Genomic DNA, 13,068 nt, shown 5'->3' on the forward strand with positions numbered 1-13,068 from the left:
TGCGGACGTTAACCTGGCGCAAATGCTGTTTAGCAGCAAGATGCCTATGTTTACGTGTACAGTGATGGACATCAGTCGGTTCCCTCGGAACCGGCTTTTTTTATATACAGCGCCAAGTCAAGATTCGTATGCTGTGCGTTCATCTGAACTCATTGTGAAGCCAAATCCGAATCCGAGCCTGCCTGTACATATTAAGGTGTCTCCTGGATCAATGCGACTGTGTGCGCAGGATCATTCCTGCTGTGCTTCTATGCTCTGTATGTTCTGGACGGGGAGCCAAAATCACAGAGGAGGAGACAAGAGACATGAGTACAGGTAATGGAACGGAGCAGCAGATCGAAACAGGGGAATGGGGGCGTGATGGTCATCCGGTGGAAAAGGAAACCGGGGCGGCGGAAGGGGTTCAGCCCTTCCCCGGCAGCCGCAAAGTATACATTCAGGGCTCACGGCCGGACATTGCTGTACCGGAGCGTGAAATTGCCCTTCATGACACCAATACTCCCCAAGGGGTGGAGCATAATGAGCCGCTACGTGTCTACGATACGAGCGGCCCGATGACCGATCCCGAATTCCAGATGGATATTCGGAAGGGGCTGCCTGCGCTCCGAAATCACTGGATTATGGAGCGCGGTGACGTAGAAGCATACGAGGGCCGGGCTGTGCAACCGGAGGATAACGGCTTGAAGCCTGGCGGACGGAGAGCAGGGGCAGAGGAATACCCCGGCTTCCGGGGGCAGCCGCTGCGCGCTCTTGCTGGACGCTGCGTTACACAGATGCATTATGCGCGGCAGGGCATCATTACGCCAGAGATGGAATACGCCGCGATTCGAGAAGGCGTAGAGCCTGAATTCGTGCGGCAGGAGCTGGCAAGCGGGCGGGCGATTCTGCCATCCAACATCAATCACCCGGAGAGTGAGCCGATGCTGATCGGTCGTCATTTTCACGTTAAAATCAATGCGAATATCGGCAACTCGGCTGTATCCTCCTCCATCGAGGAGGAGGTGGAGAAGATGACCTGGGCGGTGCGCTGGGGCTCGGATACGGTGATGGATCTCTCCACAGGCAAGCACATTCATACGACCCGGGAATGGATTATTCGCAACTCTCCCGTGCCGATTGGTACGGTACCGCTCTATCAGGCGCTGGAGAAGGTGAATGGAGAGGCTGAGGCTCTGACATGGGAGCTGTACCGGGACACACTGATTGAGCAGGCGGAGCAGGGCGTGGACTATTTTACGATTCATGCTGGCGTACTGCTGCGTTATATTCCGATGACCGCGAAGCGGATGACAGGCATCGTGTCACGGGGCGGATCCATTATGGCGGCGTGGTGTCTGGCACATCATCAGGAGAACTTTTTGTACACCCATTTTGAGGAAATCTGCGAGATTATGAAAAGGTATGACGTGGCCTTCTCTCTGGGGGATGGATTGCGTCCAGGCAGCATCTACGATGCCAATGATGAGGCACAGATGGCGGAGCTGGCAACGCTCGGTGAATTAACGCAGATTGCATGGAAGCATGATGTACAGGTCATGATCGAAGGGCCGGGGCATGTGCCGATGCACAAGATCAAGGAAAACGTCGATTTGCAGATGGAAATCTGCCAGGAAGCACCGTTCTATACCCTCGGGCCGCTGACCACCGACATTGCACCCGGCTACGATCACATTACGTCTGCCATTGGTGCGGCGATGATTGGCTGGTTTGGCACGTCCATGCTCTGCTACGTTACACCTAAGGAGCATCTGGGGCTTCCCAACAAGGACGACGTGCGTGAAGGGGTTATCGCATATAAAATAGCCGCACATGCTGCTGACTTGGCCAAAGGCCACCCACGCGCCCAGCGCCGGGATGATGCGCTGTCGAAGGCACGCTTCGAGTTCCGCTGGCGGGATCAGTTTAACCTGTCACTCGACCCGGAACGGGCACTCTCCTATCACGACGAGACGCTGCCCGCAGAAGGGGCAAAAGAAGCGCATTTTTGCTCCATGTGTGGGCCGAAGTTCTGCAGCATGCGCATCACGCAGGATATCCGTGCTTTTGCCGCAGATCGTGGCTTGAACGACGATGAAGCAGTCGCCGCCGGTATGCAGGCGAAAGCCGAGGAATACCGGGCACGTTCATAGATAGTAGACAGTAGATAGTAGATAGTGAGTGGCAGATAGTAGATAGTGAGTGGCAGATAGTAGATGGTAGGCAGCAGGTAGTAGAAAGTGGCGAGTAGATATTAACGCTAGATAACAGCGCTAGGGCAACATCACCTAGGGATTAGAGGGAGACATGCAGCAGCTCCAGGGGCGAGAGTAGGGAGTGGGAAATGAGCAGTAGACAGTAGACAGTAGACAGTAAATAGGAGAGGGCGATAGTAGACGGTGGATCGTAGACCACAATAATTGAGAGAGTTAGGCAGTGATAGCGATCGTGAGCGGCACAGGTAATGGGCCGCTTCGGACAAGTTGAAAAAGTGACCCGGCAGGACTGCAAGGTCTGAGCCTGGGTCACTTTTTTATGAGCAGAACGCGGACATGCGCTGGAAATGTAACGATCTCTACAAACCTTATTCAGCCATTTTTGACGCAATAGCATCTCTAACGATCCCCAGTGACGCTATTCCACCTAAAGTAGCCGAAAAAGGGACAGTGCAGGCCTGAAAATCTATAATAAGGCTTCTCAGGATCGTTACAATTCCAATGAGGCTGAAATGAGGCGAATAGCGTTCTCTCAGATCGTTAGCCGTATAGACGATGTGTTAATCCTTGGGGCGATACACACGCTGTCTTCCTTTAATGCTGCGGCTTGTCCAATTGCGGAATAAGAGTGTCGGCTTCCGTGCCCAGCAGGTCAAGCTCACCCAAGCATGATGTCATTTCTCCGAAATTTAACGTGTAATGCCGATATCTCGCTCCAGAGTTGGGCCCAAAGATGATAGTGGGGTATAGATGGTCACACCTGCACTGAGGGATGCCTGCTCGGCGGCAGGGGCCATGGAGAGCTGGGCGGCCACCAGGCAGGTGTCCTTGCGTTCAAGGGCCAGCTGATGTAATGCTTCTTCCAAAGCCGCAAGATAGCCGTCCTGATCACCTCGCATGACCATATCGAACAGGCCTGGAAGCAGCAAGGCTTCTAGCTCGGGCTTGTCTTCATCTGCTCCATGCCGATCCAGATGTTCACGATACCGGGCCATCGTTGGCTCCACTGTGGCAGAATTCGTAAACGTCAGCAAATATCGTTTTGGCTGCCTTCGCATCATGGCGAGAAGTGAATCATCAATGCCCGTTACCGGAATCGGCAACGGTTGCATTTGTTCCAGTGCGGCTGCAAACAAGGTGCACGTCACAAGAATGGCATCTGCATGACAACGGCTCATCCATTGCAGTGTCTGGTTTACTTTTTCCCGAACAAGGGTGCTGTTGAAATCCTCATCATGCTTGAGTCGATCAAGACCTGGGTCCACATAATGAACCAGTTCGACAGAATAAGAAGCCAGTGCTTGCTCGATCAGTCTGATGTTGGAGTGGTGTGCGTGGAAACAGGCAATTATGCTCATAGGCCATCCCCTTTATGTAGAGGTGACGAGTAAGGCGTGCCGAGTTCACATCGTGAGTGTTACACAGGTAAACCTAGCCACGCCTGAAATGTCACGTTTACCGTATTATAGGTAGCAGGGGATATAGATGTAAAGTGTTACCTCATATTCATGGATACGTTCTTTTTTGCCATTTTTTGCTGTAAAATTTCATGGAAGGATAGACCTGGATTGTTCTCATTTTCCTTCTTCGGAGCAGCGGTCGCCGTGTTGCGTGGATATTGGTGGTGATACGGGATCATTTGCTGAATAGGCATGCGGATCATCTTGGTTCCTCCTTACATGCATGATGAACATGCATCATTTTATTTGTTAATGGATTTGATTATGCTGAGTTATCTATTTGATATGTATTGGAGAAATGTACGGTGTCATTCGCAAAATAAAATATATCCACCGCGTGCACCTATAGGTACATATGACTTGTTACATGAAGGAGCGGGAATGGACTCCCAATTCCGACTCGGATGTAGTGATTTTACCCGGTATTCACAGGATGTAAACGGTTTTAGGAGAATTCAGGAAGAAAGAACCTGATATGACTCAGAAGAGATGGGAGCAGGGGGATGGTTGTTATGCGAATGGTCCTAATTTTAAGGAAGTCAATGGTGCTTGCTTTTGAGGCATATGTCCAAGTAACTAGGTATGGTATATGCTAACTAACTTGGTACTAAGGTCGGGGTATATCGCTCGGAAAATGTAAAAAAAGCCGCCAAGACCTCTTGGCGACTCGTGCTTCGCTGAAGCATTATCTGCGTTCCTTAACCGCGATATATACATCCACCTGCATATTCCCCGGCTCCAAACTGCGTTCATCGTAATATTCAAAATCTCCCGTAAACGTGCGATCACTTTGATGCTCCCAGGACCAGACCGCGCCCCATACTTCACTGACCACCTCAACCATCGGTCCGGTTCTCGATGTAAACACCGCATAGGTAGCAGGGGGCAACAGCACCTCATCCATGCCCTCGGGCAGCGAATCTTCCGCACCGATCTCATGCCCGACGAGGATGGTATATTCACCGGCAATACCATCTGTGTAATTGGAGTAACAGCCATAACGCGCAGCCTTGGGAGCTGGAATATGTTCTGAGGCAAAATATCGTGCCCAAAGCGCACCGATGCTGCTTTCGCCGCTCATCTCAATCGCGTTGGTTGTACGTGCTGACAGTCCGGCAAGTCTTTTGCCAGGCAGGGTCACATAGCGAACAGGCTCGCTGGAGAACGTGGCATGGTTTGCTGCATCAGCCGCATCTGACGATGCTGCCGGGGCGTCTGAACTTGTTTTACCTGTATAGGGGGTGCTTCCTGCGGACTGCCAGCGTTTCAGATAGGGCAGTTGGTTGCGCAGCATGGCGCGGGCCGATTCCTCATCCATGCCCTCCTCCTTGAGAATGGTGGTGCACATCTCAACCATACCTTCGAGTGACATACCTGGCTGCTCAAACTTGCCATCCTTGTAACAATAAATGCAGTATTCGCGGGTGGAGCCGCCATCCATCTCTGTACCGAATTGTTCGGCACTGGTGAGCGGCATTCCACAGCTTTGGCATACCGTAACGTTCATTATTTATTCCTCCTTCGGGATATGTAGCACTTCAATCTTGAACATAATTGAAGTATACGGGGAGGAACTGGACAGCTGTCTGTCAGGTTTGTGCAGAGGGTTTATAATTTTGCACGATTTGCTCTGCAATGCGGCAGAGGTTATCCCGAATATGCAGAGGCTCCAGCACCTCCACGTCCGCGCCAAAGCCTAGAATAAAGCCATACAGCCAGTTATCTTCCGGGAAGGCAACCTGACTGATATAACACCCGTTTCCGTCAGGTAATACATTTTCAATGCCAAACCATTCTTCTGCCAGATGACGAACACGGGCCTGGAATTTCAACGTGATGCCGGTCTGATTGTCCGGGCGGCTCCATTCCTGCTGCCAAGGTCTGTCCTGAAGGTTAACGGCCTTGCGCTCAAAATGCTGTGAATCCAGAGTGACCTCCTTCATCCGCACCAGCTTGAACATGCGGAATTCATTTCGTTCATGGCAGAAGGCATACAGGTACCACGCGTGCCTCTTCAGCACAAGTGTATGCGGTTCAACTGTACGGTAGGTCTGTGCTCCTTCGGCACTGCAATAGGCAAAATGAACACATTGCAGCTGATCTATGCCCTGATCAATCACCTTTAATTTCTGCTGCAGCGCTTCGGGATGTGTCCATGTAGAATAATCCACGATGAAGCGGTGCGTGCTGGCTTGAAAATCTTCATTTCTGGCTTCGGGCACGATACTGCTCAGCTTCTCAACTAATAATTCGCGTGCAGTATTCGTATGTGAGGTGGAGATGCTGCGCAGTGCGGTGACGATAGACACGAGGTCTTTATCTGTCAACAGGTTGCGATCCAGACGATAGCCTTCGGCTAGCCCAATCCCGCCGCTTGCTCCCTGATACGTCACGACCGGGATGCCTGCTTGGCCTAGTGTGTCGATATCCCGGTAGATCGTGCGAATGGATACTTCAAACATGTCGGCCAGATCCTTCGCCTGCAAACGCCCCCGGTTAATGAGCAGCACCACGATGGCTAACAAGCGCTCCAGTTTCATAGCTATAGCGTCCTTTCATTTATGGGTCTATATGTGTTGAACTATTTTTTACACTTGAGAGCAGAGGACAGAAAAAACCTGGAGAAGCAAAGCTAAAAGCTTTCTAAAAGAAAGCTGCATCGGAAGCAGATGCTTCGCCTTTATCACCGGATTTTCCCCCATTACAGAAGGAAATCAATAAATCTGGGGATAACAGCGATCGGAAGGTTATTCTGTCATCGGAGTGGACTTTGTAAAACTTTTGTCTAACTTATATAGCCTTGCTTCAATTGTTTATCTTGTCGTTATCTGTTAGATTCATAGGTGTTATATGCCCAGCATCCCATATAGGAGTGAAATAAGCAATGAAGCGAATTACGATTCTGATTGCAGATGATGAAGTGGAGATCGCGGCTCTGGTTGCTTTGCATTTGGAAAAAGAGGGCTATCATACCATCACGGCATCGGACGGACAGTCTGCGCTACAGGCAATTCAGACTCAAGCGATTGATCTGGCTGTGCTGGACATTATGATGCCGGGCATGGACGGGTATGAAGTGACCCGAAGAATCCGCGAGCAGCATCATTTTCCGATCATTTTTCTCAGTGCCAAAACGTCGGACATGGATAAAATTACAGGACTCGTGATGGGTGCCGATGATTATATGACCAAACCGTTTAATCCTATGGAGCTTGTCGCTCGCGTGAATTCTCAATTGCGGCGTTCCCTGCAATTCAGCCAGTCCACAGCGGTGGCGCAGCGCCCGATACTGGAAAAAGGCGGCCTTGTCATTGTGCCGGAGCAGCATAGCGTGACGCTTTACGGTAAACCGCTGGAGTTAACGCCGAAGGAATTTGATATTCTGGTGCTGCTTGCGAGCAATCCGAAGCAGGTGTTCAGTGCAGAGAGTATTTTTGAGAAGGTGTGGGGCGAAGCTTATTTCGAAAGTGGCAATACCGTTATGGTACATATTCGTACACTGCGCAGGAAGCTTGGAGAAGACGTAGACAAGAACAAGTTTATCAAAACAATCTGGGGCGTGGGGTACACGTTCAATGACTAAACGGAGAAGCTTTCGCACAACGATGATTATGCTGCTCGGTCTGAGCATGCTGGCTTCGGGCGTGGTCACATTTATCGTGTACAAGCTTTTACAGATGTATTATATGGGTGTGAGAAGGGAAGATCCGCTGGCGGAATATCGTAATATCATGAGAAGCATCGGGGATATTTATGTGTTTATGATCCTGTTTATCCCGCTTGCCATTTTATTTTTCTACCTGTTTACCAAGCCGTACGTAACCTATTTCAAAGAAATTTCTGTCGGCATTAACCATATGGCTAACGGAGATTTTCATCATCAGGTGCAGATCGTAGCCAAAGATGAATTGGGTTCAATTGCAGAGAGTGTGAATCTGGCGAGTCAGAAGCTGCGTCAAGCGGTGGAGCGTGGCGACTTTGCCGAGAGCAGCAAGGACCAGCTGGTGGTCAATCTGGCGCATGACTTGCGGACACCGCTGACCTCTGTGCTGGGGTATCTGGATTTGCTGATGAAGGACGATCAGTTGAGCGAAGAACAGAAACGGCATTTTACCGCGATTGCGTTTACGAAGTCCCAGCGGCTGGAGAAGCTGATTGATGATCTGTTCGAGATTACACGGATGAACTACGGCAGGCTGCCGGTGCATCAGACAAGGCTTGATCTGAGTGAGCTGCTGAAGCAGATGAACGAGGAGCTTTATCCTGTTTTCGAAAAAAATCATCTGGTCACCCGTTTACATATGGAGAATGATCTTACCGTATTCGGCGATGGAGAGCTGCTCGCTCGTGTGTTTGAAAATCTGCTCATCAACGCTGCGCGACATGGCAAAGACGGCATGTACGTGGACATTAACGGGTATCTGGAAGTGGATCAGGTGGTGATTCAGGTGACAAATTATGGCGGGCATATTCATCCTGACGATCTTCCACGTATTTTTGATATGTATTACACGGGGGATCGAGCGCGGTCTTCTCAAGAGGGTGGCACGGGCCTCGGATTATTCATTGCGCGTAACATCGTGGAGCAGCATGAGGGTGTCATATCGGTTGTGAGTGACGTGGTACGCACCAGATTTGAGGTTCGTTTGCCCGTTTTACAGCAGATTGCCCGCGAAATTTAAGAAAAATTTTATAATTGCCCTGCGTTTTCTTTAAATTGTTTCGGCTACCCTTGAAGCATGATGGGAAGGAGGAGCAAGTGATGAAAAAGTGGGGCTTTCTGATAGGCATCATCCTGATTGGATATATCATAGCGCAAGCACCGGCATTCTTGGTTGAGGACAAGGGGATGCCGATTGTAATTTTGAACAAAGATGACAAGTACGCAGGGTATCAGGCCATATCAGGCCAGAAGATGCAAGAGCAAATACATAAAGGCAATCTCGTGCTTGTCAATTCGAAACATGCAATTCAGCCGGAGGGCGTGCGCTCCGATATTGTATATGTGGCTGGAGAAGCGGAGCTATCTCAAGGCTATGGACTGATGGACCAGAAACTGATGTTATCCCGTGAGGTGGCAGAACGCTTCCAGAGGATGGTTGAGGCTGCGGGAGCAGAGGATGTGCGATATTTTCTAATGAGCAGCGGCTACAGAGACTTTGAGAAGCAGGACGAGCTGTATCGGCAAAAGGGTTCAGACTACGCACTGCCTGCGGGTTACAGCGAGCATAATCTGGGGCTGTCTCTGGACGTAGGCTCCAGCCTGGCTGCCATGAGTGAAGCGCCTGAAGGCGCATGGCTGGAGAAGAACGCGTGGAAATACGGCTTTATTTTGCGATATCCCAAAGATAAAGTGAACGTGACAGGCATTCAGTATGAGCCTTGGCATTTCAGATATGTTGGCATGCCTCATAGTGCAGTGATGGCGAAGAATGGTATGGTGTTAGAAGAGTATCTGGAGATGTTAAAAGCAAAGAAAAACGTCACCGTTAATCTGGACGGTGAAACGTATCATATCCATTATTATCAGGTGTCAAAGGATACCCGGATCTATCTGCCCGTGAATGAGCCTTACGATATATCTGGCGATAACATGGAAGGTGTCATTGTTACGGTTAAGAAGTCACTGTGATGGGCTTGTGAGAAGCGGCTGCAATGAGAACGTAGCGATGTAACCGAAACAAAGTGTGGTGCCCACAGCCCGGTAAGGAAGGAGAGACAGCATGATACAGAACAAGCCGAGCGACAAGCATAAGCAACATAAGAAGCATAAGAAGCATAAGAAGCAATCCAACTCGTTCCGAATCGGATGCATCGTCATACTGTTAATATACCTTTATCTGCTGACCAAGCTGATTTTGTTCAAAGGAGGGGCGGTAGATGTGGGTTTGGTGTGGAACAGACTCATAGAGATATTGCAGCAACCCGACCTGATTCATACACGAACGGTCAATCTGACACCGTTTCAGGAGATCAAACGAGACTGGCACAGTCTCTCATTGCATCGACCAGGAACAGCCATCCATCTGGCGGGTAATATTGTTGCCTTTATCCCCTTTGGCATCTTGATTGCGGGTATGGTTCGTCAGTCCTTTTTTACCGGTATCAACGTGCTGTTTCTGTCATTTCTGCTCAGTTTGGGGTATGAAGCGACACAGCTGCTAACAGGCATAGGTATTTTTGACGTGGATGATCTGATGCTGAATACGCTCGGCGGAATGATCGGGTATCTGGTGTATGCAACGATGCTTGTCTTGTACAGACTGATCGAGGGTGGAAAAGCACGAGTCGCGGCAAGGCGCTATGGGAAGGAGCGTCATGTCTGAGGGAGCGCTAACGATCACCAGTGACGTTATTTGACCCAACTTTAGCTGAAAAAGGCATGAACCGAGGAGATTTACGCAAATGTTCACCTGAAGAAGGCTTCGAATGTGATCTGCCGATGGAGCTGACCAAGCATGAGTTTGTTCGCAGTTATGGCGGGCATGACTTTATGGATTGGATCACTGTGGAAAAGTTAAATGCAGGGGCGACGATCGCATTCCTGAACCGGCGAGTGATGCCGAGGTGGGCATCAGAGTCCATTTTTGATTCATTCGCTATGAATGAATACAAACAAAACCCCCGCTCCTTGTACAGCTGCACAAGGAGCGGGGGTTTGCTATGTCATTTTATCTCATAAAAGATAAAGTGTATTAAGCTTTTTTCATCATTTGACGCAGTACGGTTTGCAGGATACCGCCGTTGTGGTAGTAGTCCACGTCCACCATGCTGTCCAGACGAGCAATTACAGGGAAGTCGAACGTTGTGCCGTCTTCACGTGTTACTGTAACGGTCAGCTCTTGACCTGGCTTCACATCGTTGCTCAGACCTGTGATGTCATATGTCTCGCGTCCGTTCAGACCGAGGCTTGCCCAGCCATGACCTTCCTGGAATTGCAATGGCATAACGCCCATGCCTACCAGGTTACTGCGGTGGATACGCTCGAAGCTTTCGGCGATAACAGCTTTGACGCCGAGCAGGAACGTTCCTTTTGCCGCCCAGTCACGGGAGCTTCCTGTACCGTATTCTTTACCAGCGATAACGATCAGGTTCTGTCCTTCAGCCTGATACTTCATGGAAGCATCATAGATGGACATCTCTTCGTCTGTTGGCAAGTATTTCGTAATACCGCCCTCGGTGCCCGGAGCGACCTGGTTACGAATACGGATGTTGGCGAACGTACCACGCATCATGACTTCATGGTTACCACGGCGTGAACCGTAGGAGTTGAAGTCTTTGCGCTCAACGCCATGCTCCTTCAGATATACTCCAGCCGGACTGGACGGAGCAATGTTACCTGCTGGTGAGATGTGGTCCGTTGTTACGGAGTCAGCCAGCAATGCCATTACACGTGCCGCGCGGATATCGGAGATATCGTTCAGCTTGTCGCCAAGCTCTTGGAAGAACGGCGGGTTCTGGATGTATGTGGAGTTCGGGTCCCACTCATACAGCTCGCCTTCCGGTACAGCGATTTTGTTCCAACGCTCGTTGGCTGTAAATACATTTTCGTATTTGCTGCGGAACATCTCGGCATTCAAGGAGCTTGTGATGGCATCCTTGATCTCTTGGGAGCTAGGCCAGATGTCTTTCAGGAATACAGGTTGATTGTTCTGGTCGTGACCGATTGGATCGGTTTCGAAGTCGATATCCACTGTACCTGCCAGCGCGTAAGCAACAACGAGTGGCGGAGATGCCAGATAGTTGGCTTTGACTTGTGCGTGTACACGGCCTTCGAAGTTACGGTTACCAGACAATACTGCTGCTACCGTCATATCGTTGGCAGAGATCGCTTCGCTCACTTCATCCGGCAGTGGGCCGGAGTTACCGATACAAGTTGCACAGCCGTAACCGGCTACGTTGAATCCGAGCTGGTCGAGATAAGGGATCAGACCTGCTTTTTCCAGATACTCGGTAACCACGAGGGAACCTGGAGTCAAGCTGCTTTTCACATATCCTGGCTTGGTCAGGCCAAGTTCAACTGCTTTTTTCGCCAGCAAACCTGCGCCAACCATAACGCTCGGGTTCGAGGTATTGGTACAGCTTGTGATCGCCGCGATTACAACAGCGCCAGCTTTCATTTCAGTTGTCGTGCCGTCAGGGTGCTTCACAGGCACTTTTTGTTCAATCTTCTCATCGCTCAGTCCATATCCACCTTTGTCCACAGGTGTACGGATGATGCTGTTGAAGCTTTCTTTCATCTGAGTCAGCTCGATGCGGTCTTGCGGACGTTTCGGTCCTGCAAGGCTTGGTACAACGGAGCCGAGATCAAGCTCGATAACATCCGTGAATTCCGGATCAACTGTGTCTGCTGTACGGAACATGCCTTGAGCTTTGTAATATGCTTCAACCAGTTCTACTTGCTCGTCAGAACGTCCCGTGCTGCGCAGGTAGTTCAACGTCTCGCTGTCAACCGGGAAGAAACCGATCGTTGCGCCGTATTCTGGAGCCATGTTGGCAACTGTTGCACGGTCAGCAAGGCCGATGTTGGCAAGGCCCGGTCCGTAGAACTCAACAAATTTGCCGACAACGCCTTTTTTACGAAGCATTTGTGTAACCGTCAACGCGAGGTCTGTTGCTGTTGCGCCTTCGCTCAGGCTACCTGTCAGTTTGAAGCCGATAACGTCTGGTGTTACAAAATAAAGCGGTTGGCCCAGCATACCTGCTTCTGCCTCAATACCACCTACACCCCAGCCGACAACGCCGAGACCGTTGATCATCGTGGTGTGCGAGTCTGTACCTACGAGGGAATCCGGGAATACAACCGTCTCACCGTCAACCGTTTTGGTTGCAGCCACGGAAGCGAGGTACTCCAGGTTAACCTGGTGAACGATCCCTGTGGATGGCGGAACTGCACGGAAGTTATTGAATGCCGTTTGTGCCCAGCGCAGGAAGCGATAACGCTCTTCGTTACGCTCGAATTCAACCTTGATGTTGTAATCCAGTGCATCACTGGTTCCGAAAGCATCAACCATAACGGAGTGGTCAATAACGAGATCAACGGGAACAAGCGGATTGATCTGTTTCGGATCGCCACCGGCTTTTTTCACTGTGTCACGCATTGCTGCAAGGTCAACAACGACCGGTACACCCGTGAAATCCTGCAATACGATCCGCGCAGGGATAAACGGAATTTCCTTATTATTGTCACGGCCTTCTGCCCAGCCGGTGAGTTGTTTAACGTGTTCTTCGGTAATGGCACGTCCGTCGAATTGACGGATAGCTGCTTCAAGCAACACTTTAATAGAGAATGGAAGCTTGGAAAGGTCGCCGTGGCCGCCTTCCTGAAGAGCAGCGAGACTGTAGTAGCGGTAAGACTTGCCTCCAACCTCAAGCGAACGAGCGGCGGAGAAATGGTTCTTGGCTGACATACATGT

11 protein-coding genes are annotated in these 13,068 nt (G+C 50.4%); 6 read left to right on the forward strand and 5 right to left on the reverse strand.

The annotated features are described in order from the left end of the window. The first annotated feature begins 305 nt into the window (after window positions 1–305). Window positions 306–2,129 (forward strand): phosphomethylpyrimidine synthase ThiC, encoded by a 1,824-nt coding sequence (gene thiC, locus DFQ00_RS24785; protein ID WP_110899148.1) that lies wholly within the window; start codon window positions 306–308, stop codon window positions 2,127–2,129. Window positions 2,130–2,881: 752 nt separating this feature from the next. On the opposite strand, the gene DFQ00_RS24790 is transcribed toward thiC, so the two are convergent. The 4 genes from DFQ00_RS24790 to DFQ00_RS24800 all read right to left on the reverse strand — a co-directional run bounded on the left by DFQ00_RS24790 (window position 2,882) and on the right by DFQ00_RS24800 (window position 6,192). After that, on the reverse strand, window positions 2,882–3,550 hold the full coding sequence (locus DFQ00_RS24790; protein ID WP_110899149.1) for an aspartate/glutamate racemase family protein: 669 nt from the start codon (window positions 3,548–3,550) through the stop codon (window positions 2,882–2,884). Between the two features lie 137 nt (window positions 3,551–3,687). Further along, a complete protein-coding gene (locus DFQ00_RS29320) occupies window positions 3,688–3,855 on the reverse strand; it encodes a hypothetical protein (protein WP_167433833.1) in 168 nt (55 codons plus the stop codon). A 482-nt stretch (window positions 3,856–4,337) separates the two neighbouring features. Continuing rightward, window positions 4,338–5,159, reverse strand: coding sequence for a zinc ribbon domain-containing protein (locus DFQ00_RS24795; RefSeq protein WP_110899150.1), 822 nt, complete (start codon window positions 5,157–5,159; stop codon window positions 4,338–4,340). A gap of 82 nt (window positions 5,160–5,241) precedes the next feature. Beyond that, window positions 5,242–6,192, reverse strand: coding sequence for a helix-turn-helix transcriptional regulator (locus DFQ00_RS24800; RefSeq protein ID WP_110899151.1), 951 nt, complete (start codon window positions 6,190–6,192; stop codon window positions 5,242–5,244). A 344-nt stretch (window positions 6,193–6,536) separates the two neighbouring features. Between DFQ00_RS24800 and DFQ00_RS24805 the strand changes: the two genes are divergently transcribed. The 5 genes from DFQ00_RS24805 to DFQ00_RS24825 all read left to right on the forward strand — a co-directional run bounded on the left by DFQ00_RS24805 (window position 6,537) and on the right by DFQ00_RS24825 (window position 10,334). After that, window positions 6,537–7,235, forward strand: a complete 699-nt coding sequence (locus DFQ00_RS24805) for a response regulator transcription factor (RefSeq protein ID WP_110899152.1) — start codon at window positions 6,537–6,539, stop codon at window positions 7,233–7,235. Next, window positions 7,228–8,334, forward strand: coding sequence for a HAMP domain-containing sensor histidine kinase (locus DFQ00_RS24810; protein WP_110899153.1), 1,107 nt, complete (start codon window positions 7,228–7,230; stop codon window positions 8,332–8,334). The genes DFQ00_RS24805 and DFQ00_RS24810 overlap by 8 nt, the downstream gene beginning before the upstream one ends. Window positions 8,335–8,414: 80 nt before the next feature. Continuing rightward, window positions 8,415–9,284: a M15 family metallopeptidase gene (locus DFQ00_RS24815; protein ID WP_110899154.1), complete on the forward strand. Its 870-nt coding sequence runs from the start codon at window positions 8,415–8,417 to the stop codon at window positions 9,282–9,284. 91 nt (window positions 9,285–9,375) lie between these two features. Then, entirely contained in the window at window positions 9,376–9,978 is a 603-nt protein-coding gene (locus tag DFQ00_RS24820; protein WP_110899155.1) for a VanZ family protein, read from the forward strand. Between the two features lie 56 nt (window positions 9,979–10,034). Further along, window positions 10,035–10,334, forward strand: coding sequence for a hypothetical protein (locus DFQ00_RS24825; protein ID WP_167433834.1), 300 nt, complete (start codon window positions 10,035–10,037; stop codon window positions 10,332–10,334). A 13-nt stretch (window positions 10,335–10,347) separates the two neighbouring features. Here DFQ00_RS24825 and acnA read toward each other — a convergent pair whose 3' ends face one another. Next, window positions 10,348–13,062, reverse strand: coding sequence for an aconitate hydratase AcnA (gene acnA, locus DFQ00_RS24830; protein ID WP_110899157.1), 2,715 nt, complete (start codon window positions 13,060–13,062; stop codon window positions 10,348–10,350). Window positions 13,063–13,068: the final 6 nt, after the last annotated feature.

Origin of the sequence: Paenibacillus barcinonensis (assembly GCF_003217495.1) — a bacterium.
GTDB classification, from domain to species: Bacteria; Bacillota; Bacilli; order Paenibacillales; family Paenibacillaceae; genus Paenibacillus; species Paenibacillus barcinonensis.

Excerpts from the sequence above, each read along its gene's own strand:
- thiC (WP_110899148.1), top strand. The coding sequence starts at position 306 with ATGAGTACAGGTAATGGAACGGAGCAGCAGATCGAAACAGGGGAATGG.
- DFQ00_RS24790 (WP_110899149.1), bottom strand. The coding sequence starts at position 3,550 with ATGAGCATAATTGCCTGTTTCCACGCACACCACTCCAACATCAGACTG.
- DFQ00_RS29320 (WP_167433833.1), bottom strand. The coding sequence starts at position 3,855 with ATGATCCGCATGCCTATTCAGCAAATGATCCCGTATCACCACCAATAT.
- DFQ00_RS24795 (WP_110899150.1), bottom strand. The coding sequence starts at position 5,159 with ATGAACGTTACGGTATGCCAAAGCTGTGGAATGCCGCTCACCAGTGCC.
- DFQ00_RS24800 (WP_110899151.1), bottom strand. The coding sequence starts at position 6,192 with ATGAAACTGGAGCGCTTGTTAGCCATCGTGGTGCTGCTCATTAACCGG.
- DFQ00_RS24805 (WP_110899152.1), top strand. The coding sequence starts at position 6,537 with ATGAAGCGAATTACGATTCTGATTGCAGATGATGAAGTGGAGATCGCG.
- DFQ00_RS24810 (WP_110899153.1), top strand. The coding sequence starts at position 7,228 with ATGACTAAACGGAGAAGCTTTCGCACAACGATGATTATGCTGCTCGGT.
- DFQ00_RS24815 (WP_110899154.1), top strand. The coding sequence starts at position 8,415 with ATGAAAAAGTGGGGCTTTCTGATAGGCATCATCCTGATTGGATATATC.
- DFQ00_RS24820 (WP_110899155.1), top strand. The coding sequence starts at position 9,376 with ATGATACAGAACAAGCCGAGCGACAAGCATAAGCAACATAAGAAGCAT.
- DFQ00_RS24825 (WP_167433834.1), top strand. The coding sequence starts at position 10,035 with ATGAACCGAGGAGATTTACGCAAATGTTCACCTGAAGAAGGCTTCGAA.
- acnA (WP_110899157.1), bottom strand. The coding sequence starts at position 13,062 with ATGTCAGCCAAGAACCATTTCTCCGCCGCTCGTTCGCTTGAGGTTGGA.